This window comes from Neorhizobium sp. T6_25 (genome assembly GCF_002968555.1).
Classification (GTDB): Bacteria; Pseudomonadota; Alphaproteobacteria; order Rhizobiales; family Rhizobiaceae; genus Neorhizobium.
This window is the reverse complement of record NZ_PVBL01000003.1, coordinates 248,176-272,117: the sequence shown is the minus strand read 5'-3', so window position 1 is coordinate 272,117 and position 23,942 is coordinate 248,176. Positions and strand designations below refer to the sequence as shown.

General features: G+C 63.0%; 22 protein-coding genes. 13 read left to right on the top strand and 9 right to left on the bottom strand.

The window, feature by feature from the left end:
• The first annotated feature begins 101 nt into the window (after window positions 1–101).
• Complete coding sequence (locus C5L10_RS05885; protein ID WP_105424763.1) at window positions 102–578, top strand: hypothetical protein; 477 nt, start codon at window positions 102–104, stop codon at window positions 576–578.
• Window positions 579–595: 17 nt separating this feature from the next.
• On the opposite strand, the gene C5L10_RS05880 is transcribed toward C5L10_RS05885, so the two are convergent.
• The 4 genes from C5L10_RS05880 to C5L10_RS05865 form a co-directional block, all read right to left on the bottom strand.
• Window positions 596–1,384 carry a YdcF family protein gene (locus C5L10_RS05880; RefSeq protein ID WP_105428875.1) on the bottom strand — a complete coding sequence of 263 codons (789 nt, stop codon included), beginning with the start codon at window positions 1,382–1,384 and terminating at the stop codon, window positions 596–598.
• An 18-nt stretch (window positions 1,385–1,402) separates the two neighbouring features.
• The gene (locus C5L10_RS05875) at window positions 1,403–2,119 is read right to left on the bottom strand and encodes a YoaK family protein (protein WP_105428874.1); all 717 of its coding nucleotides are present in this window, start codon (window positions 2,117–2,119) and stop codon (window positions 1,403–1,405) included.
• Between the two features lie 110 nt (window positions 2,120–2,229).
• A complete protein-coding gene (locus C5L10_RS05870; RefSeq protein ID WP_105428873.1) occupies window positions 2,230–3,438 on the bottom strand; it encodes a TIGR03862 family flavoprotein in 1,209 nt (402 codons plus the stop codon).
• 19 nt (window positions 3,439–3,457) lie between these two features.
• Window positions 3,458–7,084, bottom strand: a complete 3,627-nt coding sequence (locus tag C5L10_RS05865) for a hydantoinase B/oxoprolinase family protein (RefSeq protein ID WP_105428872.1) — start codon at window positions 7,082–7,084, stop codon at window positions 3,458–3,460.
• Between the two features lie 203 nt (window positions 7,085–7,287).
• On the opposite strand from C5L10_RS05865, the gene C5L10_RS05860 reads away from it, so the two are divergent.
• Genes C5L10_RS05860 through C5L10_RS05845 form a run of 4 tightly spaced genes read left to right on the top strand, consistent with a single transcriptional unit; the run spans window position 7,288 to window position 10,783 of the window.
• Complete coding sequence (locus C5L10_RS05860; RefSeq protein WP_046602831.1) at window positions 7,288–7,872, top strand: TRAP transporter small permease; 585 nt, start codon at window positions 7,288–7,290, stop codon at window positions 7,870–7,872.
• A gap of 3 nt (window positions 7,873–7,875) precedes the next feature.
• Window positions 7,876–9,189: a TRAP transporter large permease gene (locus C5L10_RS05855; RefSeq protein WP_105428871.1), complete on the top strand. Its 1,314-nt coding sequence runs from the start codon at window positions 7,876–7,878 to the stop codon at window positions 9,187–9,189.
• A 35-nt stretch (window positions 9,190–9,224) separates the two neighbouring features.
• The gene (locus C5L10_RS05850) at window positions 9,225–10,205 is read left to right on the top strand and encodes a TRAP transporter substrate-binding protein (RefSeq protein ID WP_105428870.1); all 981 of its coding nucleotides are present in this window, start codon (window positions 9,225–9,227) and stop codon (window positions 10,203–10,205) included.
• 56 nt (window positions 10,206–10,261) lie between these two features.
• The gene (locus C5L10_RS05845) at window positions 10,262–10,783 is read left to right on the top strand and encodes a winged helix DNA-binding protein (protein ID WP_105428869.1); all 522 of its coding nucleotides are present in this window, start codon (window positions 10,262–10,264) and stop codon (window positions 10,781–10,783) included.
• Here C5L10_RS05845 and C5L10_RS05840 read toward each other — a convergent pair.
• The gene (locus C5L10_RS05840) at window positions 10,780–11,643 is read right to left on the bottom strand and encodes an alpha/beta hydrolase (protein ID WP_245447926.1); all 864 of its coding nucleotides are present in this window, start codon (window positions 11,641–11,643) and stop codon (window positions 10,780–10,782) included. The genes C5L10_RS05845 and C5L10_RS05840 overlap by 4 nt on opposite strands.
• A 165-nt stretch (window positions 11,644–11,808) precedes the next feature.
• Between C5L10_RS05840 and C5L10_RS05835 the strand changes: the two genes are divergently transcribed.
• The 8 genes from C5L10_RS05835 to C5L10_RS05800 all read left to right on the top strand — a co-directional run bounded on the left by C5L10_RS05835 (window position 11,809) and on the right by C5L10_RS05800 (window position 19,549).
• Window positions 11,809–13,434 carry an AMP-binding protein gene (locus C5L10_RS05835; RefSeq protein WP_105428868.1) on the top strand — a complete coding sequence of 542 codons (1,626 nt, stop codon included), beginning with the start codon at window positions 11,809–11,811 and terminating at the stop codon, window positions 13,432–13,434.
• Window positions 13,435–13,576: 142 nt separating this feature from the next.
• Window positions 13,577–14,713 carry an ABC transporter substrate-binding protein gene (locus tag C5L10_RS05830; RefSeq protein ID WP_105428867.1) on the top strand — a complete coding sequence of 379 codons (1,137 nt, stop codon included), beginning with the start codon at window positions 13,577–13,579 and terminating at the stop codon, window positions 14,711–14,713.
• A gap of 9 nt (window positions 14,714–14,722) precedes the next feature.
• Complete coding sequence (locus C5L10_RS05825) at window positions 14,723–15,646, top strand: branched-chain amino acid ABC transporter permease (RefSeq protein WP_046669033.1); 924 nt, start codon at window positions 14,723–14,725, stop codon at window positions 15,644–15,646.
• A 13-nt stretch (window positions 15,647–15,659) separates the two neighbouring features.
• A complete protein-coding gene (locus C5L10_RS05820) occupies window positions 15,660–16,640 on the top strand; it encodes a branched-chain amino acid ABC transporter permease (RefSeq protein WP_245447925.1) in 981 nt (326 codons plus the stop codon).
• Window positions 16,633–17,382, top strand: a complete 750-nt coding sequence (locus C5L10_RS05815; RefSeq protein WP_105428865.1) for an ABC transporter ATP-binding protein — start codon at window positions 16,633–16,635, stop codon at window positions 17,380–17,382. The genes C5L10_RS05820 and C5L10_RS05815 overlap by 8 nt, the downstream gene beginning before the upstream one ends.
• Window positions 17,382–18,065 (top strand): ABC transporter ATP-binding protein, encoded by a 684-nt coding sequence (locus tag C5L10_RS05810; RefSeq protein ID WP_105428864.1) that lies wholly within the window; start codon window positions 17,382–17,384, stop codon window positions 18,063–18,065. The genes C5L10_RS05815 and C5L10_RS05810 overlap by 1 nt, the downstream gene beginning before the upstream one ends.
• A gap of 2 nt (window positions 18,066–18,067) precedes the next feature.
• Window positions 18,068–18,580 carry a MarR family winged helix-turn-helix transcriptional regulator gene (locus tag C5L10_RS05805; RefSeq protein ID WP_037080105.1) on the top strand — a complete coding sequence of 171 codons (513 nt, stop codon included), beginning with the start codon at window positions 18,068–18,070 and terminating at the stop codon, window positions 18,578–18,580.
• A 39-nt stretch (window positions 18,581–18,619) separates the two neighbouring features.
• Window positions 18,620–19,549, top strand: a complete 930-nt coding sequence (locus C5L10_RS05800) for a glutaminase (RefSeq protein WP_105428863.1) — start codon at window positions 18,620–18,622, stop codon at window positions 19,547–19,549.
• 50 nt (window positions 19,550–19,599) lie between these two features.
• Here the strand turns inward: C5L10_RS05800 and C5L10_RS05795 are convergent, their stop codons facing one another.
• The 4 genes from C5L10_RS05795 to C5L10_RS05780 all read right to left on the bottom strand — a co-directional run bounded on the left by C5L10_RS05795 (window position 19,600) and on the right by C5L10_RS05780 (window position 23,882).
• Window positions 19,600–21,117 carry a tripartite tricarboxylate transporter permease gene (locus tag C5L10_RS05795; protein ID WP_105428862.1) on the bottom strand — a complete coding sequence of 506 codons (1,518 nt, stop codon included), beginning with the start codon at window positions 21,115–21,117 and terminating at the stop codon, window positions 19,600–19,602.
• 21 nt (window positions 21,118–21,138) lie between these two features.
• Window positions 21,139–21,633: a tripartite tricarboxylate transporter TctB family protein gene (locus tag C5L10_RS05790; protein WP_105428861.1), complete on the bottom strand. Its 495-nt coding sequence runs from the start codon at window positions 21,631–21,633 to the stop codon at window positions 21,139–21,141.
• Window positions 21,630–22,574 carry a tripartite tricarboxylate transporter substrate binding protein gene (locus tag C5L10_RS05785; RefSeq protein WP_105402261.1) on the bottom strand — a complete coding sequence of 315 codons (945 nt, stop codon included), beginning with the start codon at window positions 22,572–22,574 and terminating at the stop codon, window positions 21,630–21,632. The genes C5L10_RS05790 and C5L10_RS05785 overlap by 4 nt, the downstream gene beginning before the upstream one ends.
• Before the next feature lie 237 nt (window positions 22,575–22,811).
• On the bottom strand, window positions 22,812–23,882 hold the full coding sequence (locus tag C5L10_RS05780; protein ID WP_105428860.1) for an ABC transporter substrate-binding protein: 1,071 nt from the start codon (window positions 23,880–23,882) through the stop codon (window positions 22,812–22,814).
• Window positions 23,883–23,942 lie beyond the last annotated feature (60 nt).

The following is a 23,942-nucleotide window of genomic DNA, read 5'->3' as shown; positions in this document are numbered from 1 at the left end:
CCAGCGTCGCGCAAGTGCAGGCCGTTAGCATAACCGCCGATCGTTGCGCGCGTCACCCTTCCGCGCGTGCCGTGAACAGATGAATTTGCAGAGGTAGGCCTGTGAAAAAGCTCTTGATCATCGTCGTGCAGGCGCTCGTCCTGGCGTTTGCGCCAACACTTGCTTTTGCTCAGCAGCCGCAGCGTTTCAGCGATCCGGAAATCTACGAGAGGGATTACTTCCGCAAGGAATGCAAGACCATCGATTTCGGACCGGCCTTCATCAAGCGCTTCGACATCAACAATGACGGCATGATCGACCTCGTTTCCAACCAATCCGAGGTCACCTGTGACGGGGTCAAGGGACCGCGTTGCGCCAGTGAAGGCTGCCGCTACAATTTTTATGTCCAGATCAAGGAAGGTGGCTACGTCATGGTCGCCACCGCCCAGCTTTATAAATACGACTTCGTTCAGTATTTCGGCAACATGGTCTTTGAATTGACGATGCATCCCCGCTTCTGCGGTCGAAACGACGCCGCGCCCTGCGAAATGCGCGTCAGGGTGCGCGGCCTTGATTTCAATATCCTGTCGAAGAAATAGAAGGGCCGGGAGATGGCTCATCCCGGAAAGATCCCGCCGATCCGTCCGGTGAGGTAATAGGCGGTCAGGCTCATCCATTCGCGGGCGGCAGTCGTCGTCAGCTGCGCATTCAGCGCCGGCTGGGTGAAATCCAGCGACAGGCGAACGATGCCGCTGGTGCGGTAATCGACCGGCCACGGCGTGACCGTGGTCCCGGCCGCCCGGAACAGGCCCATCGAGCGCGGCATGTGGAAGGCCGACGTGATCAACAGGCAGTTCTCGAGCCCCTGAGCCTTGAGAAGCCCGGCCGTGTTCAACGTGTTCTCATAGGTCGTGCGGGACGCGTTTTCCTTCACGAGCCGATCGGCCGGAATGCCGAAGGCGGAGAAGAACCGTTCCGAAGCCTGCGCTTCACCTTCGTAGGCGCCGCTGATCGAACCGTCGCCGCCGGAAATCAGAATGGGTGCTTGCGGATGATTGCGGGTGAGCCGCAGAGCCTCGGAGAACCGGTCGGCCGCCTGGTTGAGCTCGATGCCGCCGCGCACGGTCGTCACCTCGTTTTCCAGCACGCCGCCGAGCACGATCATGCAGGAAACCGCCTGTGGCTCCTGGGAAGGCTTCGGAAAGCGATCTTCCAGCACCTGCAGCGCCACCGTGCCTGTCGTGGTAAAAAGCGTCAGGAACAGCACCAGCGCGGTTAGGAATGCGGCTAACCCGCCGAGCCTGCGCCAGCCAACGAAGACCAGAAATGTGGCGAGAGCTGCGAGCAGGAAGGCAATCGAGAGAGGCTGGGCAAACACCCAGAAGAGCTTGGAAAGCAGGAACATCGAAAACTTTCGGAACGATCAGGCGCGGCGGCGGGCGGAGACGATCGGCTGCTGGAAGTGCAGGTGCAGCGGGCGCGGCAGAAGCGCCGTCGCCAATGCCACCGCAAGGGCCAGAACCGAAACAATCCAGAGCGCATGGCTGCCAGCATATTTCGTCAAAAAAGCGCCGGTGACGGCGCCGCACGCCATTCCGGTCCAGGGAACCGTCTGGATCAGCCAACCGGTCGGGTTGCGGTCGCCGATCAGCCAGCGGCCGATGCCCCGGCCGAAACGGGAAAGCGCGCCGGTCACATAGGTGAGGCCGATCGGCAGCCCTTCGATATGTTCGACCGTCGCGTTGATCATGCCCATCGACAGCACGATCAGATAGAATTGAAGCCGCGGATAACCGGCCGTGGGAACGATGGAAGCCGCGGCCAGCAGGAGTGAAACGCCCGATAGCACGACGAAGGTTCGCCGCGCCGAAACCGTATAGGCAAACACGATGCCGAGCGCGTTGCCGAGGATGAAGACCCAGAGCGCGATGAAGAGGATGATCGCATGGCTATAGTCGCCATCGGCAAAGGAGATTGCCGCGCGGGTCGTGTTGCCGGTCATGAAGGAGACGAAGTCGCCCGACAGAAGCAGGCCCACGGCATCCGTCATGCCCGCCACGAAGGAAATGGCGGCAACGAGCGCAAGACCTGTCACGGTCCGCCGCCTGCGGATGATGCGTCTTCGTCTTTCCCTCGTCATGGAGGTCCTTTCCTCCGCGTAAATCTGCGCGAATCACGCCTTGAGGCGTTGATCCAGGACAATGTCGGATAACTAGGAAAGAAATCGCAAATCGAGCGTCGAAGCGAGTCCTATTGCGAGCCAAGCCATGCCTCGACGCCCAGGGCGGCAGAGCGGCCCGTCGCAAGGCAGGCCGTCAGCAGGTAGCCGCCCGTCGGCGCCTCCCAATCGAGCATTTCCCCGGCAGCAAACAGGCCGGGAAGCGGCTTCAGCATGTAGTTTTCGTCGAGATCGCTCCAGGCGACGCCGCCGGCGGACGAGATCGCTTCCGCGATCGGTCGCGGGCGGACAATCGGGATCGGCAGAGACTTGATCAGGCGCGCCAGTTCCTCAGGGGACATGCGGTTGGCATCTTGAACGAGCTCGCGAAGCAATGCGGCCTTCACGCCCTCCAGCCCGGCGCCCTTGCGAAGCCGGTTGGAGAAGCTCGCCTTGGCATCCTGCCGGGCAAGGTCGCGGCTAAGTCGCTCCAGCGTGCGGCCGGGTGCGAGGTCGACGGTCAATGCCGCTTGGCCTTGCGAGAAAAGCCGGTCCCGAAGCGCTGCGGCGTGGGCATAGACCAGGCTGCCCTCGATCCCGTGTTTCGAGACCACGAATTCGCCCTGGAACGTTCCGGCGTCGGAAGTGGTCGAAACAGATTTCAGTGGCTCGCCGGCGAAGCGCTCGCGAAACGCCTCGCTCCAGGCGACATCGAAACCGCAATTGGCCGGCTGCAGGCCGGCGACTTCAACGCCCTTGGCGCTCAACCACGGCACCCAGGCCGCATCCGAGCCGAGCCGCGGCCAGCTGGCGCCGCCCAGTGCCACAAGAGCGGCATCGGGCCGGACGGTGACCGGCCCTTCCGGCGTTTCGAACCGGTAACCGTTTTCGGCAAACCCCACCCAGCGATGCCGCGTCCTGAGCGCCACGCCCTGCGCCTCCAGCTGCCGCAGCCAGGCGCGCAAGAGCGGCGAGGCCTTCATGGCTTTCGGAAACACGCGTCCGGACGTCCCGACGAAAGTTTCCGTGCCGAGACCCGCCGCCCAGGCCCGTACGTCGTTCGGCGTGAATGCCTTGAGGGCAGGGCGCAGGCGCGCGGAGGCACTCCCGAATCGCTCCGCGAAACTCGAAAAATCTTCCGAATGGGTGATGTTCAGCCCGGATTTGCCGGCGAGCAGGAATTTCCGCCCGAAGGTCGGCATCGCCTCGTGGACGGTCACGGAATGGCCGGCAGCGGAGAGAACCTCCGCCGCCATCAGCCCTGCCGGGCCGCCACCGATGATCGCGATCTGCTTTGTCATGCCTCCCGGTTACGGCAGATCACTCCGCTTTGCCATAGCCTCCGGCTGTCGGCGTCTGGACGGTCACCGCTTCGCCCGCCTCGATGATCGTCTGGGCGCAGCCGCCAAGCTCTTCGAGCGTGCCGTCGAGGCGCCGCACCGTGGTCTTGCCAAGCTCGCCGGTTTCGCCGCCCTCAAGCCCATGCGGCCTGATCGTCCGGTGCGAGGAAAGGATGGCGCAATCCATTTTTTCGAGGAAACGGATGGTGCGCTTTGTGCCGTTGCCGGCCGAGAACCTGCCCCTGCCGCCGGAATTGTCGCGGATGTGGAAATCTTCGAGCAGCACCGGATAACGGGTTTCCAGGATTTCCGGGTCGGTGAGACGGGAATTGGTCATGTGCACGTGCACCGCATCCGTGCCTTCGAAACCGGTCCCGTCGTTGAATACGCCGGCCGGCGAACCGGAGCACAGTGTCTCGTAATACTGGTAGGTCGCATTGCCGAAGGTGAGGTTGTTCATCGAGCCCTGGCTCGCCGCCATGGCGCCGAGCGCGCCGAACAAGGCGTTGGTCACGTGCTGGCTGGTCTCGACATTGCCGGCAACGACTGCCGCCGGATATTGCGGCTTCAGCATCGACCCTTCCGGGACGATGATCCGGATCGGCCGCAGGCATCCCGCATTCATCGGGATGGAGCTTTCGACCATGACTCGGAAGACATAGAGCACCGCCGCACGGGTTACCGGCTCCGGCGCGTTGAAGTTGTTCTTCTTTTGCGGGCTCGTTCCGGTGAAATTGACCGTCGCCTCGCGCTTGGCCTTGTCGACGGTGATTTTCACATTGATGACGCTGCCCTGGTCGGTCGGATAGGAGAACTCGGAATTTCCGAGCTTCTCGAGGACCCGGCGGACGCTCTCTTCCGCATTGTCCTGCACATGGCCCATATAGGCCTGGACCACGTCCAGCCCGAACTGCGCGATCATCTTGCGCATCTCGTGCACGCCCTTTTCGTTGGCGGCGATCTGGGCGCGAAGGTCCGCGACGTTCTGGGCGACGTTGCGGGCGGGGTAGGGGTGGTTGGAGAGGAGATCGGTGATCCCGGCCTCGTCGAACCGGCCGCGATCGACGAGCAGCACGTTGTCGAACAGCACGCCCTCTTCATCGACGGTCGTCGCAAGCGGCGTCATCGAACCCGGCGCCGTACCGCCGACATCGGCATGATGGCCGCGCGAGGCGACGTAGAACAGGATATTCTGGCCCTCGGCATCAAAGACCGGCGTGACGACGGTGATATCCGGCAGGTGCGTGCCGCCGTTATAGGGGGCGTTCAGCGCAAATACGTCGCCGGGGCGGATCTTGCCCTGGTTCTGAGCGATGACGCTCTCGACCGACCGGTCCATGGAGCCGAGATGCACCGGCATATGCGGGGCGTTGGCTACCAGCGCGCCATCCGCATCGAAGACGGCGCAGGAGAAGTCCAGCCGTTCCTTGATGTTGACGGACGACGCGGTGTTCTGCAGCGTCACGCCCATCTGTTCGGCGATCGACATGAAAAGATTGTTGAACACTTCGAGCAGCACCGGATCGGCCTGCGTGCCGATCGGCTTGGCGCGCGAAAGCTCGGCGACGCGCTTCAGCACGACATGGTTCAGCCTGGTGATCTCGAACGCCCAGCCGTCTTCGACGACGATCGTCTGGTGCGGCTCGACGATCAGGCACGGACCGTTGGCGCGCGAGCCCGGCATGATGTCGGCGCGGCGGTAGACCGGCGCCTCCCGCCATGCCCCGCCGGAGAAGAATTTCGTTTCTTCCGCCGCGAAAGGCTTGGCGCCGTCGATCTCGAATTCCGGCTCGTCGGAATCGGCGCCGCCGCCGATGGCCTCGACCTCATAGGCTTCGAAAATGATCTCGCGGTTTTCGAAGATGAAGCCGAACTGCTTCTTGTGGGCCGTCTCGAAGGCAAGCGTCATTTCTGCCGCATCGGCGAGAGTTACGGGCAGGGTCGTATCGGTGCCCTGATAACGCAGATGAGCGCGGTGCAGCACCTCGGTTCCGGATGCGGTCACGCCCTGCGACGCCATCTCTTCCAGCACGCTGGCGGTCAGGTCGTCACGGATCGGTTGAAGAGTTTCCAGCGCGGCCGCAAGCTCCTGCGATACCGTGCGCTGGCGGCTGGCGCGGATGTCGGCAAGACCCATGCCATAGGCGGAAAGGATGCCGGAGAACGGGTGGATCATGACCGTCGAGATGCCGAGCGCGTCGGCCGTCAGGCAGGCATGCTGGCCGCCGGCGCCGCCGAAGCAGGTCAGCACGTAATGGGTGACGTCGTAGCCGCGCTGGACGCTGATCTTCTTGACCGCATTCGCCATGTTCTCGACGGCGATCGCCAGGAAGCCGTCAGCCACCTCTTCCGGCGAACGGCCGTCGCCGATCACCTTGGCCATGTCCTCGAAGGCGGCGCGCACCGCATCCGCATCGAGCGGCTGGTCGCGGTTGGGTCCGAAGATCGCCGGGAAGAGTTTTGGCGACAGCTTGCCGAGCATGACGTTGGCGTCTGTAACGGTCAACGGCCCGCCGCGGCGATAGGCCTTCGGACCGGGATTGGCGCCAGCCGAATCCGGGCCGACGCGAAAACGGCCATTCTCGAAATGCAGGATCGAACCGCCGCCGGCGGCAACCGTGTGGATCGACATCATCGGCGCGCGCATGCGCACGCCCGCCACTTCGGTTTCGAACGAGCGTTCCAGCTCGCCGTCATAATGGGAAACGTCGGTCGACGTGCCGCCCATGTCGAAGCCGATCATCCGATTGAAGCCCGCCAAGCGCGAAGTCTCGACCGCCCCGACCACGCCGCCGGCAGGCCCCGAGAGGATAGCATCCTTGCCCTGGAACAGCCGCGCCGCAGTCAATCCGCCCGAGGACTGCATGAACATCAGCTGCGCGCCCTGACTGTCGGCGACGTCGAGCCCGGTCCCGAGCTCGCCGGCAACCTGCTCCACGTAGCGGCGCAGGATCGGCGACAGATAGGCGTCGACCACAGTCGTGTCGCCGCGACCGACCAGCTTGATCAGCGGCGAGACCTCATGGCTGACAGAAACCTGGGTAAAGCCGATGTCGCGTGCGATATGCGCAATCAGCTGCTCATGCGTCGGGAAGCGATAGGCATGCATCAGGACGATCGCGACGGCGCGGAAGCCCGCATCATACTGCTCTTGCAACTGACCGCGGATCGTATTTTCGTCCGGCGCGGCCTCGATCGTGCCGTCGGCTCGGACCCGTTCGTCCACCTCGACAACGTGCTTGTAGAGCAGCTCCGGCTTGATGATCTTCTTGGCAAAGATGTCGGCGCGGGCCTGATAACCGATCGCCAGCGCGTCCCGGAAGCCGCGTGTCGTCACGAGCAGCGTGCGCTCGCCCTTGCGCTCCAGCAGCGCATTGGTGGCGACCGTCGTACCCATCTTCACAGCGCCGATCGCATCGGCAGGGATAGCGGCGCCGGCGGGCACGCCGAGAAGCTCGCGAATCCCCTGCACGGCGGCGTCGCGGTAGGCTTCCGGATTTTCGGACAGGACCTTATGGGCGACGAGCGATCCGTCCGGCTTTCGGCCGACGATGTCGGTAAACGTGCCGCCGCGATCGATCCAGAAATCCCACTTAGCCTCGGTCATGTTCCGCCCCTCAAATCAAATTGCGTGCCTTAACGAAAACATTTCGTCGATAAAACGTCAATGATTAGTTGACAGGAAAATGCACATTGAAGCATCATGCTTGCCGAACGGGCAGGAAGCCGCCAAGAGCTCCACCCGGATAACCGGCAACCGAGGGGAGCCGACCATGCCGTTTTCGAGATCCTGTAACGGGAGGGCCATCCATGTCCTCCGTTGATCCCCGCCACAGCATATTCCCGGATTGGCTCCGGAAGGTGCTGGATGGACTTTACCTGTTTTCCGGTTATCTCGCCGGGCTTTTTCTGGTCGCCATTTTCTTGATCATGCTGGGGCTCTCGGCCGGGCGTCCGCTCGATATCGACGTGCCGTCCGGTGACGACTTCGCCTCCTGGTGCATGGCCGCAAGCGCTTTCCTCGGCCTCGCCCACACGTTCCGCTCAGGCGAGATGATCCGTGTCGGATTGCTGATCGAGCGTTTCAAGGGCCGCCTGCGGCAGGTCATCGAAATTGTTGCCTTGGCCACGGGCACTGCCGCCGCGGTTTATTTCGCCTGGTTCGCCTATGACATGACGAAGACCTCCTGGCAGTTCAATGACCTGTCGCAGGGCGTCATCGCGGTCCCCTTGTGGATCCCGCAGCTCGGCTTCTGCGGTGGTCTGATCATCCTCGCGATCGCCTTTGTCGACGAACTCCTCCATGTCCTTTTCGGCGGTTCGCCGCGCTATGAGAAACCGGAGCCGCAAACGGCCGAGGAAGTTATCGAGCGCGCCATGCAGAGCGGGGCGTGATCCATGAGCACGATCGAACTCGTTGAAATCGCCGGCGTCGTTCTTGTCGCCCTTCTGGCGCTGCTGGCCGGCGGGGTATGGATCGGCATTTCGCTGCTGATCTGCGGCTTTATCGCCATGCTCTTCGTTCCGGGCATCCCCATCGGCGCCGTGCTTGCCACCAATTCCTGGAGCGGCGGCGCCTCCTGGTCGCTCGCGGCCCTGCCTCTGTTCGTCTGGATGGGAGAGATCCTGTTCAGGACACGGCTTTCGGAAGAGATGTTCCGCGGCTTGGCCCCCTGGCTCGGCTGGCTGCCCGGTCGCCTCATGCATGTCAACGTGCTCGGTTGCGGCCTGTTCGGCTCGATCTCGGGCTCGTCGGCTGCCACCACCGCCATGATCGCCAAGATCGCCCTGCCGGAATTGAAGAAGCGCGGTTACGACGAGATGGTCAGCCTCGGTTCTCTCGCCGGCGCCGGTACGCTTGGCATCCTCATCCCGCCGTCGATCACCATGGTCGTTTATGCTGTGGCGGCGAATGTCTCGATCATCCAGATCTTTCTCGCCGGCTTCCTGCCGAGCGTCATCGTCATGGTGCTTTATTCCGGCTACATTATCGTCTGGTCGCTTCTGAACCCGGACAAGCAGCCGCCCGCACCGCCGAAGATGAGCTTCATGGAGAAGCTCAAGGAATCAGCCAACCTCATTCCCGTCACGCTGCTCATCGTGCTCGTCTTCGCGACCCTCATTCTCGGCTGGGCGACGGCGACGGAATGCGCGGCCTGGGGCGTGCTCGGTTCGCTTGCCATCGCCGCCTGGTCGCGGACGCTGACGATAAAAGCCTTCTGGGACAGCGTCATGGGGGCGACCCGGCTCACCTGCATGATCATGCTGATCCTGACCGGCGCCGGCTTCATGTCGATCGCCATGGGTTATACCGGTATTCCGAACGCGCTTGCCGCCTGGGTCGACAGCTTCAATCTCAGCCCCTATGCGCTTATCGCGGTGCTGACGGTGATGTATATCCTGCTAGGGGCAGCGCTCGACGGGCTGTCGATGATCGTGCTGACCACCATCGTGGTGTTGCCGATGGTCCAGCAGGCCGGTTTCGACCTCGTCTGGTTCGGCATCTTCCTGGTGCTGATCGTCGAGATGGCGGAAGTCTCGCCGCCGGTGGGCTTCAACCTCTTCGTGCTGCAGACGATGAGCGGTCGCGACAGCCTGACCGTTGCCCGCGCCTCGCTGCCATTCTTCTTCCTGCTTGTGGCGACTGTCGCCATCATCACGGTCTTCCCGGAAATCGTGATGGTTCTGCCGAAAATGGCATTCCCGGGCTAACCAGAGTGACAAAAAAGGGGACTGATATGAAAAGGATGTTTTCCAATCTCGTGCGCACCGGCCTTGCCGGCGCGGCACTGTTCGCCGCCAGCGGCGCGGCCTTCGCCCAGACCGCCTGGGTCCTTCCGTCGGCCTATCCGCCGGCCAATTACCACGTCCAGAACCTGAGCCAGTTTGCCGCCGACGTGGACGCCGCCAGCAAGGGCGCTCTCAAGATCACCATCCATCCGAACGCTTCGCTCTTCAAGGCGCCGGATATCAAGCGCGCCGTCCAGACGGGACAGGCACAGGCCGGCGAAGTGCTGATCTCGCTGCACGAGAATGAAAACTCGGTCTTCGGCATCGACGTCGTGCCGTTCCTTGCGACCAGCTTCGACGCATCGAAGAAGCTCTATGCCGCCTCCAAGCCGGCGGTCGAGAAGGCGCTCGACGCGCAGGGTCTCAAGCTCCTCTATGCGACGCCGTGGCCGCCGCAGGGCATTTTCACCAAGAAGGATGTCAACAGCACCGCGGATCTCAAGGGCCTGAAATGGCGCGCCTACAACGTCGGCACGTCGCGCATCGCCGACCTCGTCGGTGCCCAGCCGGTCACGGTCCAGGCGGCCGAACTGCCGCAGGCGCTGGCAACCGGCGTCATCGATGGCCTGATGACCTCGAGCGCCACCGGCGTCGACAGTAAGATCTGGGAATCGCTGACCCACTATTACGACACCCAGGCCTGGATCCCGAAGAACGTCATCTTCGTCAACAAGGCTGCCTTCGCGGCGCTCGATCCGGCTGTCCAGAAGGCCGTCACTGATGCGGCGGCTGCCGCAGAGACCCGCGGCTGGGCGCTCGGTGCCGAAAAGACTGCCGCCTACATGGAAACCCTCAAGAAGAACGGCATGAAGGTTCTCGAACCGAGCGCCGATCTCAAGAAGGGCCTGGCCGATGTCGGCGCCAAGCTGACCGAGGATTGGTCGAAGAAGGCCGGCGCTGATGGCGCCGCCATTCTGGACGCCTACAAGAAGATGTGATTTGAGGGGCGCCGCAGGTATCCGCCTGCGGCGCGCTCGTCCCGGGAGGAAAAATCATGACATCGGAAAAGAGTGAATTCGGCCCGATCGTATCCTCCGGGCACCTGGCGAGCGGCGCATTGCCGGCGCTCTCCGAGATCGAATTCGGAATGATCATGCTGAACCACGCGTTCAGCCGCTGGATGGTCAGGTGCATGTCGGCTGCCGGCGTGCCGGATCTCTCGCCGATCGATATCCTCGTGCTGCATAATATCAACAGTCGCAACAAGGCAAAGACGCTCGCCGATATCGCGCTGGTCCTCAACATCGAGGACACGCATGTGGTGACCTACGCGCTGAAGAAGCTCGAGCGCCTGAAGCTGATCAAATCCGGCCGCCGCGGCAAGGAAAAGCTGGTCATGGTAACGGAGGCGGGCGCCGAGGCCTGCAAGCGGTACGCGGCGGTGCGCGAGGAATTGCTGGTAAAATCGGTGCTGGCCACCGAGGTTTCGGGGGAAACCCTGTCGGCCATGGCTGCCCGCCTGCGCGCCCTGTCCGGCCATTACGACCAGGCCGCCCGGGCGGCGGCTTCGCTTTAGGAAAACAGCGCATCCATCAGCGGATGGGCGGGATACTCCATGCCGTCGAGGACGTTGAAGTGATGCCTGTCCGGCTCCTCGACGGCGTCAGTCTCGGCGCCCAGGCCCTTCCATATGCTCGCAAGCAGCGCGTTCTGGCGGATGAACTCGGCACGCTCGCCCGCACCCACCCAGCAGGTCACCCGAGCGCCGGCAAGCGGCTCCAGCAGGGCAGGGCTTTCCGCTTGCGCTTCCTCGGTATCGATCCGCTGTTTTTCGTTCATCTTGGTCTTCATGATCGGCCGCAGGTCATGCACGCCGGAAAGCGAGACCGTGTTGACGATGCGGCTGCGCACTGCCTCCGGCAGCGGGGAGGTGGCCGAGATCATCCGCGTCACCAGATGGCCGCCCGCCGAATGGCCGATCAGCCGGATCGGTCCCGCCACGTCCTCTGCAGCAGCCTCGATCGCCTTGCCGATTTCTAGCGTGATGCCTGAAATGCGGCTTTCCGGCGCCAGCGTGTACATCGGCATGGCGACGGCATATCCGCGCTCCACCGAACCCTTGGCGAACTGCGACCAGTAGCTGTTGTCGAGACCGATCCAGAAGCCGCCGTGGACGAAAACCACGAGGCCCGCCGGCTCGGTTTCAGGCAGGAAAAGGTCGAAGCGGTTGCGCGGCTTTTCGCCGTAGGAAAGGCCGAGCCTGGCGCGGCCGGCTGCGGCGAGCGCCTCGCGATAACGTCGTGCCGGCTCCACCCATGCTGCCGGCCAGCGGTCGCCCTGGGGAATGTTGATGCTGTTCGCATAGGCATTGTCCCAGTCGCTGATCCGATGACGCATCTTCATTTTCCCTTCGATCCGCTTGATTTCGAACGTCATACTGTCACCGCATCAGCCCGCTTGGAAGCCCGACGCGGCTTCAAAAATGGCCGGAGGAAAAATTATTACAAACTTAAACTTTCTCTCTTGCAACCGAGGGAAAGCAGTGCTTTGCTGGGCGAAAGGCAAAAAGCCGCTATATAAAAAACGCTTGGGAACGAAAATATGCTGGGACCGTCAGGCCATCTGGATACGTTTGCCCGCGACAATCTTCCGCCGCCGGATCAGTGGCCGGAAATCAGGCTTGATGGCTTCAATTATCCGGAATGGATGAATGCGGGCGTCGAACTGACCGACCGCATGGTCGAGCGCGGCTTCGGCGACAACACAGCGCTCATCGGCAACGGCCGCCGGCGCACCTACAAGGAATTGTCCGACTGGACGAACCGCATCGCCCAGGCGCTGACCGAGGACTATGGCCTGAAACCCGGCAACCGGGTGCTGATCCGTTCCGCCAACAACCCGGCCATGGTTGCCTGCTGGCTGGCTGCGACCAAGGCCGGCGCGGTGGTCGTCAATACGATGCCGATGCTGCGCTCCGGCGAGCTCGCCAAGATCATCGACAAGGCGGAAATCTCGATCGCGCTCTGCGATACGCGGCTGATGGACGAACTGGTCGCCTGCGCCAAGGAAAGCCGGTTCCTGAAACAGGTGATCGGCTTCGACGGCACCGCCAACCATGACGCCGAGCTCGATCGGGCGGCGCTCAACAAGCCGGTGCGTTTCGAAGCGGTGAAAACCGGCCGCGACGACGTCGCCCTGCTCGGCTTCACGTCCGGTTCCACCGGCGTGCCGAAGGCGACCATGCATTTCCACCGCGATATCCTGATCATCGCCGACGCCTACGCGAAGGAAGTGCTGGACGTGACGCCGGACGACGTGTTCGTCGGGTCCCCACCGCTTGCCTTCACCTTCGGCCTCGGCGGCCTTGCGGTCTTCCCACTGCGTTTTGGCGCTGCCGCCACCCTTCTGGAACAGGCGACGCCCGCGAAGATGATCGAGATCATCGAGACCTACAAGGCGACGATCAGCTTCACCGCGCCGACCGCTTATCGCGCCATGCTGGCGGCGATGGATGCCGGTGCCGACCTGTCGTCGCTGCGCATTGCGGTTTCCGCTGGCGAGACGCTGCCGGCGCCTGTCTTCGACGAATGGGTGGCGAAGACCGGCAAGCCGATCCTCGATGGCATCGGCGCCACCGAAATGCTGCATATCTTCATCTCGAACCGGCTCGGCGACTCCAAACCCGCCTGCACCGGCAAGCCGCTTACCGGCTACGAGGCGATCGTCGTCGACGACGACATGAATGAGGTGCCGCGCGGCACGATCGGGAAGCTGGCGGTCAAGGGGCCGATCGGCTGCCGTTACCTCGCCGACGACCGCCAGAAGGATTACGTCAGGGACGGCTGGAACCTGACCGGCGACAGTTTCGTCGAGGACGAGGACGGTTATTTCCACTTTGCCGCCCGCTCCGACGACATGATCGTCTCGGCCGGATACAACATCGCCGGCCCCGAGGTGGAAGCCGCCCTCCTCAAGCACGAGGCGGTACTCGAATGCGCCGTCATCGGCGTGGCCGACGATTCACGTGGCACCATCGTCCAGGCGCATGTGGTCCTGACGAAGGGCGCCGAGCCAGGCGAACCGATGGTCAAGATCCTGCAGGATCACGTGAAGACCGTTATCGCCCCTTACAAATATCCGCGTTCGATCGTCTTCACCGATGCGCTGCCGAAAACCGAATCCGGCAAGATCCAGCGCTTCCGCCTGAAGCAGAAGCCCTCGGCTTAACCATGGTGGTTGGCGGGTGAATTTCGCCTGACATGTAGAGTGGAAGTTTCCACGCAAATGTGGAAGACAAAGAAGACCCGGCGGATCTCCAAGTCCGTTGAAGGCATCGGGAACGACACAACAACAAACGGGAGTTCGTCACATGAAGAAAATGCTTGCCGCAGCCACTTTGGCGCTGAGCATGAGCACCGCCGGCGTGGCTTTCGCCGAGCCTTTGAAGATCGGCATGATCACCACGCTTTCGGGCGGCGGGGCCGGCCTCGGCATCGACACGCGCGACGGCTTCATGCTGGCGATCAAGAATTCCGGCAACAAGGACATCACCGTCGTTACCGAAGACGATGCGCAGAAGCCGGAACTGGCCGTTCAGATCGCTGACAAGATGATCCAGAGCAATCAGGTCGACATCCTGACCGGCATCGTCTGGTCGAACCTGCTGATGGCAGTTGCCCCGAGCGCGGTGGCCCAGGGCAAGTTCTACGTCTCGACCAATGCCGCCCCGGCAGCGCTTGCCGGCGCCAATTGCAACAAGCTCTATTTCAACGCCGCCTACCAGAACGACAACCTTCATGAAGCCATGGGCGAATATGCCAACAAGGGCTACAAGAAGATGTTCATCCTCGCCCCGAACTATCCGGCAGGCAAGGATTCGCTGACCGGCTTCAAGCGTTATTACAAGGGCCAGCTCGCCGCCGAAGTCTACACCCAGGTCGGCCAGACCGACTACGCTGCCGAAATCGCCCAGATGCGCGCTTCCGGCGCCGATGGTATCTTCACCTTCCTGCCCGGCGGCATGGGCATCGCCTTCATGAAGCAGTTCGCCCAGTCGGGCGTCAAAATCCCGGTCATGGGCCCGGGTTTCTCCTTTAGCCAGGACGTTCTGCCGGCAATCGGCGATGCGGCGGTTGGCGCCAAGGCGTCCGGTCAGTGGGCCCCGGACTTCGACAACGCCGCAAGCAAGAAGTTCCTGGCGGATTTCCAGAAGGAATACAACCGCCTGCCCTCCATCTATGCCGTCCAGGCCTATGACGCAGCCCAGCTCATCCTGTCGGCCGCCTCCAAGGCAAGCGTCAAGAACGCCGATGCCTTTGGCGCCGAACTGAAGAAGGCAGACATCCAGTCCCCGCGCGGAAAGTTCAAGTTCAACACCAACCAGCATCCGATCCAGGACATCTACCTGACGGAAGTGGTGAAGCAGAACGGCGTCATCACCAACAAGACGGTGGAGAAGATCTTCGCCGATCATGGCGATGCCTATGCCAAAGACTGCAAGATCTAAGGTCCGCCCGTGACTTTGGCACTTGCTCTCGAGCAGTTGCTCAATGGCCTGCAGCTCGGCGTCATGTTGTTTCTCATGGCTGCCGGGCTGACGCTGATCTTCGGCGTCATGGGCCTGATCAACCTCGCTCACGGCTCGCTCTACATGGTCGGCGCATTCGCCTGCGCCACCGTGGCGGCGTGGACCGGATCGTTCTGGATCGGATTGATCGCCAGCCTCGTCGCGGCCGCCGCCGCCGGCGCGATCGTCGAGCTCGTGGTGATCCGCAGGCTCTACGACCGCGATCACCTCGACCAGGTGCTCGCCACCTTCGCGCTGATCCTGATCTTTTCGGAAGGCACGCGCTGGCTGTTCGGCTCCTTCCCGCTCTATCTCGACATCCCGCCGCTTCTGCAGGGCGCCGTCGCGCTGCCGGGCGGCACGGAATATCCGGTCTACCGCCTGGCGATCATCCTTGCCGGAGCGATCGTCGCTTTCGGCCTCTATCTGCTGATCTCCCGGACCCGCCTCGGCATGCGCATCCGCGCCGGCGAAAGCGACCGCGAGATGATCGGCGCTTTGGGCGTCGATATCCGCACGCTTTATACCGTCGTCTTCGCGCTCGGCGCGGCCCTGGCGGGTCTCGCTGGCGCCATGGTCGGCGCGCTGCAATCGGTGCAGGTCGGCATGGGCGAACCGGTGCTGATCCTCGCCTTCGTGGTCATCGTCATCGGCGGCATCGGCTCGATCAAGGGTGCGCTTCTCGGTGCCCTGCTGGTCGGAGTTACCGATACGATGGGGCGTTTCTTGTTGCCAAAAATCCTGGCGCTGTTCGTCGCCCCGGCACAGGCCGGCATGATCGGCGGCGCGGCGGCCTCGATGCTGATCTATATCGTCATGGCGGTCATTCTTGCGGTCAAACCGCGCGGCCTCTTCCCCGCGGCGCATGCGTGAGGCCTCCGATTTAATGATGATCCTGACCCGCGAAAACCTCATCAACCTCATTCTGGCGGCAATGCTGCTCGCCGTGCCCTTTGCGGCGAACGCGTTCGGCCAGCCCTTCTACGTCACGCTGGCGACCCGCATCGCCATCCTCGCGCTCGCCGCGACGGGCCTAAACTTGGCGCTCGGCCTCGGCGGGCTCGTCTCCTTCGGTCACGCAGCCTTCTTTGGTATCGGCGGGTATGCGGCCGGCATTCTGGCGGCCCATGCCTTTTCGGGCGACCCGCTGCTGTTCGGCCTCTCCGGCTCCAAACAGATGTGGGTCATCTGGCTCGTCGCAGTGATCCTGTCGGCCCTTGTCGGCCTGGCGATCGGCGCAATCAGCCTGCGCACCTCGGGCGTCTATTTCATCATGATCACGCTCGCCTTTGCGCAGATGGTCTATTATTTCGCGATCTCCTGGCCCGCCTATGGCGGTGAGGACGGGTTGTCGATCCTCGTCCGCAACCAGTTTCCCGGCGTCAATACCATGCGGCCGCTGACCTTCTTCCTGATCTGCTACATTGTCCTGCTGCTGGCGCTCGGCCTTTTTGCGCTGATCCGCGCCTCGCGTTTCGGCACCGCGCTGCAGGCAGCGCGGCAGAACGAGGTACGCGTCGCCACCGTCGGCATCCAGCCCTATCGCATCCGGCTCACCGCCTTCGCGATCTCGGCGGCAGTCACCGGCCTTGCCGGCGCGCTGTTTGCCGATCTCAACCGCTTCGTCAGCCCGTCCATGCTCTCCTGGCACATGTCGGGCGAACTGATCGTGCTGATCATCCTCGGCGGCACCGGTCGGCTGTTCGGGCCGCTGGCAGGCGCCGCGCTTTACGTGATCTTCGAATTTGCGCTCGGCGGCCTCACGGAGCGCTGGCAGTTCTTCCTCGGCCTCATCCTGCTCGCCGTCGTGCTGTTTGCGCGCGGTGGTCTTCTGGGCCTGCTTGCCGGAAAGGCCAAACATGGTTGAGCCGGTTCTCCAGATCTCCAACCTCGTCAAGAATTTTGGCGCGCTCCGGGCCACGGACGGCGTGACGCTCGACCTGCGTCCCGGCGAAATCCACGCCCTGATCGGCCCGAACGGCGCCGGCAAATCGACGCTCATCCACCAGATCTGCGGCACGCTCCGGCAGGATAGCGGCTCGATCCGTTTTGCCGGGCAGGATATCGGTTCGTTCGGGGTTGCCGAACGCGCCCGCCTTGGGCTTGGCCGCACCTTCCAGGTCTCGTCGATCGCGCCGGATTTTTCGGGCCTGCGCAATGTCATGCTGGCCGTCCAGGCAAAGCAGGGCTCGAGCTTCCGTTTTTTCAAACCGGTCATGCGCGACAAGTCGCTGATCGACACGGCCATGGCCATGCTGGAACGTGTCGGTCTGACCGCCCGCGCCCGCATTCCAGCGGCCGAGCTTTCCCATGGCGAACGCCGGCAGCTCGAAATCGCCATGGCGCTGGCGCTCGGCTCGAAGGCCTTCCTGCTGGATGAACCGATGGCCGGCATGGGGCCGGAAGGCTCGAAATCGCTGACCCACTTTCTCGATGCCCTGCGGCATGAAGCGCCGATCCTGCTGGTCGAGCACGACATGGATGCCGTCTTCGCGCTCGCCGACCGGATTTCGGTGCTCGTCTACGGCCGCATCATCGCGACGGGGACGGTCGAGGAAATCCGCCGTGACCCGACCGTGCGCACCGCCTATCTCGGAGACCACGCCTGATGCTGCTCGATGTGACGAAGATCGAAGCATTTTATGGCGCCAGCCAGGCACTGTTCGGCGTTGACCTTTCGGTCGCCGAAGGCGAAGCTGTCGCGCTGATGGGCCGCAACGGCATGGGCAAGACCACGACGATCCGTGCCATCTGCAACCTCAATCCGCCACGTGCCGGTGCGGTGAAGATCGGCGGCACGGATACGAAGGGCAAGCGGCCGCATCATGTCGCCAAGCTCGGCATCGGCCTGGTGCCGGAAGGCCGCCGTTGTTTTCCGAACCTCACGGTCCATGAAAACCTTGTGGCTGCCGCGCGGCCCGGCCAGTGGACGCTGGAACGCGTCAACGAACTGTTCCCCCGGCTTGAGGAGCGGCATGCGCAAATGGCAAGATCGCTATCGGGCGGCGAGCAGCAGATGCTGGCGATCGGCCGCGCCCTGATGACCAATCCGCGCCTTCTCATTCTCGACGAGGCGACTGAAGGCCTTGCTCCGGTCATCCGCCAGGATATCTGGAAGGCGATCAGGCGGCTGAAAGCCGAAGGTCTGTCGATCCTCGTGGTGGATAAGACGCTTTCGGAGCTTTTGCCGGTTGCGGACCGCTGTGTCATCCTGGAAAACGGAACAAGCGCCTGGAGTGGCAGGCCCGCGGACCTGACGACGGAATTGCAGGATCGATATCTCGGGGTATAGTCATGGAAGCGGAAGCGGCAAGTGCCGACCTGGAACTGATCGCCCATGGCCCGCATGGGAAGAACAAGCCTGAGACGCGGCTCTGGCTGCGCATGCTGTCCACCACCAAGCTTATCACGACGGAAATCCGCCGCCGGCTCCGCACCGAGTTCGGCGCGACGCTTCCCCAGTTCGATTTGATGGCGCAGCTCTATCGCGAGGCGGACGGCTTGAGGCTCGGCGAGCTTTCCAAGCGCACCATGGTGACGAACGGCAATGTAACCGGCCTGGTGGAACGGCTGGAGACAGACGGTTTCGTGCAGCGAGTCACGCCGGACGGGGACCGCCGCGTCACCGTCGCCAAGCTGACGCCCGCCGGTACCGAGCTTTTTGTCGCCATGGCAGCCGCCCACGAAGGTTGGCTGCGCGACATCATGGCCGATGTGGACCCGGCGATGATCGCCTCGTTGTGGTCGGAGATCGGCGCGGTGAAAGCTTCTGCCAGCAACCATCTTTCCGGCAGCGCCTTCGAATAGTAAGGCTCGTCTCCGGGCGCAACAATTCGGGGTTAAGAGATGGCAGACCTGCAGGCGATCGTCGATGAGATCCATGACAAGCTGACGCCGCGTCTGGGCGAAGGCAAGGTGGCCGACTACATCCCGCAACTCGCCCATGTCGATCCGAAGAAATTCGGGATCGCGATCATCGGTGTCGACGGCCAGGTCTTCAAGGCCGGCGATTGCGACGAACCCTTCTCGATCCAGAGCGTATCGAAGGTCTTCACGCTGACGCTGGCGCTCGGCAAGCACGGGGAGACCACCTGGAACCGCGTCGGCCGCGAACCGTCCGGCTCCGCCTTCAATTCGATCGTCCAGCTCGAGCACGAGGAAGGCAAGCCGCGCAATCCCTTTATCAATGCCGGCGCCATAGCCGTCAGCGATCTCGTGCTTGCCGGACACACGCCGCGCGAGGCGATCGGAGAGATCGTCCGCTTCGTGCGCTACCTGGCGGATGACGATTCGATCGCTATCGACCCGGAAGTCGCGAAGTCGGAACAGGCGACCGGTTTCCGCAATTTCGCGCTCGCCAATTTCATGCGCTCCTTCGGCAAGCTCGACCATCCGGTCGAACATGTGCTAGGCGTCTATTTCCATCACTGCGCGCTGGCGATGACCTGCACCCAGCTCGCCAAATCGGCCCTCTTCCTCGCCGCATCGGGCCGCAACCCGCTGACCGGGCACACGGTAGTCTCGAAGCAGCGGGCAAGGCGCATCAATGCGCTGATGCTGACCTGCGGCCATTACGACGGGTCGGGCGATTTCGCCTACCGTGTCGGCCTGCCCGGCAAGAGCGGTGTCGGCGGCGGCATCATGGCGGTGGCACCTGGCAAGGCCTCCGTCGCCGTCTGGTCACCCGGCCTCAATCATAACGGCAATTCGCTGCTCGGTTCGCTGGCGCTCGAAATGCTGGCCACCAGAACCGGCTGGTCGGTATTCGGCCAATAATAAAAAAACCCGGCCGAAGCCGGGTTTTCAGTTTGCTGGCAGCGTTATGATCAGTCTTCGCTGGCTGCCATCTGCGAAAGAGCATCGCCGCGTCCGCGTGCGCGCAGGACGAGCGGCAGGATGAGGGCAAGCGCTGCCACGCTCAGCAGCACGGCGGCGATCGGCGAGGTGAACAGCACCGTCACGTCACCCTGGCTGATCGCCAGCGCCCGGCGAAGCTGCTGTTCGGCAAGCGGCCCGAGGATGAGGCCGACGATGACAGGTGCGATCGGATAATCGAAGACGCGCATGATATAGGCGACGAGCCCGAAGACCAGCAGCATGCCGAGCTCGAACACCGAGGGGTTAGCGCCGATCGTGCCGAGTGTTGCGAACACCAGGATGCCCGCGTAGAGCCACGGCTTCGGAATGGTCAGCAGCTTCACCCACAGGCCGACCAGCGGCAGGTTGAGCACGAGCAGCATCAGGTTGGCGATCAGCAGCGAGGCGATCAAACCCCAGACGAGCTGCGGGTTGGTCGCAAACAGCAGCGGACCGGGCTGCAGGCCGTATTGCTGGAAGCCGGCGAGCATGATCGCGGCAGTCGCCGAGGTCGGCAGGCCGAGGGTCAGGAGCGGCACGAGCGTGCCGGCGGCAGACGCATTGTTGGCGGCTTCCGGACCGGCCACGCCTTCGATCGCACCGTTGCCGAATTCTTCCGGGTGTTTGGAAAGCCGTTTCTCAGTTGCGTAGGAGAGGAAGGTGCCGATCTCGGCGCCGCCGGCCGGCATCGCGCCGATCGGGAAGCCGATCACGGTGCCGCGCAGCCAGGCTTTCCAGGAACGCTTCCAATCCTGTGCCGTCATCCACACCGAGCCCCTGATCGCTTCGATCTTGTCCGGCGCGGCTTCGCCCTGGGCGGCGATATAAAGCGTTTCGCCGATCGCAAACATCGCGACCGCCATGGTGGTCACTTCGATGCCGTCAAGCAAGTCCGGAACCCCGAAGGAGAGGCGGTTCTGCCCGGTCAGCTGGTCGATGCCGACGAGCGACAGGGCAAGTCCGATGAACAGCGATGTGAGGCCGCGCAACGTGGAACTGCCGAAGGCCGAGGAGACGGTGACGAAGGCCAGAACCATCAACGCAAAATACTCGCGCGGACCGAAGACCAGTGCCAGCTTGACGATGTAGGGCGCGATGAAGGCAAGCGCCAAGGTGGCGATCAGGCCGGCGACGAACGAACCGATCGCCGCGGTCGCCAGTGCCGGGCCGCCGCGTCCCGCCCGGGCCATCTTGTTGCCTTCGAGCGCGGTGACGATCGAGGCGCTTTCGCCCGGCGTGTTCAAGAGGATCGAGGTTGTCGAACCGCCATACATGCCGCCGTAATAGATACCGGCGAACATGATCAGCGAGCCGGTCGCATCCAGCTGGTAGGTCACCGGCAGGAGCAGGGCGACCGTCGTTGCCGGGCCAATGCCCGGAAGCACGCCGACCATGGTGCCGAGCGTCACGCCGATCAGCGCGTAGAAGAGGTTCATCGGCTCCATTGCCGACACGAGCCCCTGGAGAAGGAATTCGAATGTGCTCATGATCTCACTCTCAGGGTCACGTCACTGGATCAGGTGTTCGAGCGGGCCTGCCGGAAGCGACAGTTGCAGGACGCCGGCAAAGAGCCACCAGATGCCAAGACAGACGACGATGCCGATCGGAATGCTGATCCACAGCCTGCGGGCGCCGAAACCCGCTGCAGCGAGGCCGAACAGCGTGCCCGTGGCGATCGAGAAACCGGCGATCCGAATGAGGATCATCTGCGCCAGAAGGCCGGCGACGACCCAGGCGACAGGCCCGAATTCCTGTTTTTCGCGGACCGGAAAGTCACGACGAAACGCAGCGAATACGGTCCAGATGGCGAGGCCGATCAGTGCGAAGGCGATCCAGTTGGGAACGGTGGCGGGACCGACCTGGCTATAGCCGCCCATGTCCCGCAGCCGGTCGACATCCAGGAAGATGACGGCAGCGACGGCGACGAGGATGGCGGCAATAACAAGCGCCGCCCAATCGGGGCGGCGCTGTTCGGTACTCGTTTTGTTGTTGTCGAGGCTCATTTAACCAGTCCGATGTCCTTCAGGATGGTTTCAGTCGCGGCAATGTCCTTGGCAAGCTGTGCTTCGAATTCCGGACCGGAGAGATAGGTGTCGATCCAGCCCTTGGTCTTCAGGGTGTCCTGCCAGGTCTTGGACTTGGCGAGCTTTTCGACGTCGGCGGTCACGGCCTTCTTCTGCTCAGGGGTCAGGCCGGGAGCGGCAGCGACCATGCGCCAGTTCTGGATCACGACATCAAGACCGGATTCCTTCAGCGTCGGGGCATTGATGCCTTCGAGCTTCTTTTCGGAGGAGATGGCGAGCAGACGCAACGCGCCGGCCTTGATCTGCGATTCGAACTCGCCGTAGGACGAGATGCCGGCCGTGACTTGGCCGCCGAGGATGGCGGCGAGTGCTTCACCGCCGCCGGAAAACGCGATGTAGTTGACCTTCGTCGGGTCAACGCCGGCAGCCTTTGCGATCAGACCGGCCGTGATGTGATCGGTACCGCCGGCCGAACCGCCGCCCCAGGATACCGCGCCCGGGTTTGCCTTCAGCTTGGCGACGAGGTCGGCAACGGTCTTGATCTCGGACGCTGCCGGTACGACGATCACTTCGTATTCGCCGGTGAGGCGAGCGATCGGGGTGACGTCCTTCAGGGTGACCGGCGACTTATTGGTCAGGATGGCGCCGACCATGACGTAACCGCCGACCATCAGGGCGTTTGCATTGCCCTTCTGCTGGCTGGCGAACTGGGCGATGCCGATCGTGCCGCCGGCGCCCGGAACGTTCATGACCTGAACTTTGCCGGAGATCTTCTCGGTCTGCAAAGCCGTCTGCATGGTGCGGGCGGTCTGGTCCCAGCCGCCGCCCGGCGCTGCCGGAGCCATGATCGAGTAATCGGCCGCAGCGGCCGGAAGTGCGATTGCGCCCGCGAGAAGGGAAGCAAGGAAGAAATGTTTCAAGGGTCGATCCTCCGTTGGCGTCGTAATCCGACGCGATATGTTTGTTGGCGGAACGAGAAAGAGGGTTTGGCAAGCGGGGACCGCCTGGCCGATGTCCTCCCATCGTCAATCGGGTCCCCACCTCCAAATGGGGGCCGAATGCCCTAAGCCAGCATATGAAGCTGACATTAACCTGACATTTTCCCTGGACTTGCCATTTGGCAAGGGGTTTCCACCCGCCGCCGCCGAATTTTGTGACTATTGCAGCCTGAGGACCTCATTCCAGCGGGAAATCAGCCGTGCCCGCTTCACCTGATCGAGATAGACCATCAGCCCGAGGCTGACCGGCACCGGCTTCAATTGTCCGCCGAGCATCTCCCGCAATGTCGTCGCGGTGTTGTTGCCGGCGACTTCCGGGCTGACGGCCGGGATCTGCAGTTCGCGGGCCATGATCGTCTGGCCTTCCTTCGACATGAAGAATTCGAGATAACGCTTGCCGAGATCCGGAGCGGCGGCGGCCTGCGGCACCAGGCCGATGCGCGACATCACCACGGTATAGTCCTTCGGCAGCACGATCCCGACATCCGGATGACGGGAAGCCCAGTCGGCGGCATAGGAGCCGAGAATATTGTACCCGAGCAGGAACCGTCCGTCGGCGACGCGCTCCAGGATCGCCTGGCTGGTCGAATAGAGTTTCACGCCTGCAGCACCCATTGCCCGGATCACGGACCAGATATCGCCGAACTGCTCCTGGTCGCGCGCCATGAACAGGAAACCGACCCCGGAACGCTCGATGTCGTAGGTGCCGATCCGGCCGTAGACCGCATCTCCCCGCTTCTGCAGGAATTCGACCAGTTCCGCCCGGGTCGAGGGCGGGGACGAATCCTTGAAACTCGGCTTGTGATAGACGAACACGGCCGGTTCGAAAGTCAGTGCGTAGGCCGTATTGCGCCAGTTCGCCCAGCCTGGCCATTGCCCGCTCATCGGCAGGTCGCTGCGCTGGGCGTAGCCGTCGTTGGCGAGCTTCACCTGCAGGTCCATGGCGGAGGAAAAGGCGAAGTCGGCGGTCTTTCCGCCCGCGTCCGTTTCCCTGACGATCCGGTCGTATATCTCGCCGGTCAGCATGTCCTCGTAGCGCACCGCCACATCCGGATTGGCCGTCTGGAAACCGGCGATCATCGGCTTGGCGAGCGGCTCGTCGAGCGAGGAATAGACCGTCAGCATCGGCGCGTCGTCCCGCCCGGAAAGCGCCTGGAACAGCTTGGTATCCGCCCCGGCGAGACCTGGCGAGACGGCAAGACAGAGGAGTGAGAAAAGCAGCCTTTTCATGGGCTCACAATGCCCCACCGCGGCGGCGGCGACAAGCCGATCGGATGACCCGTAACATTC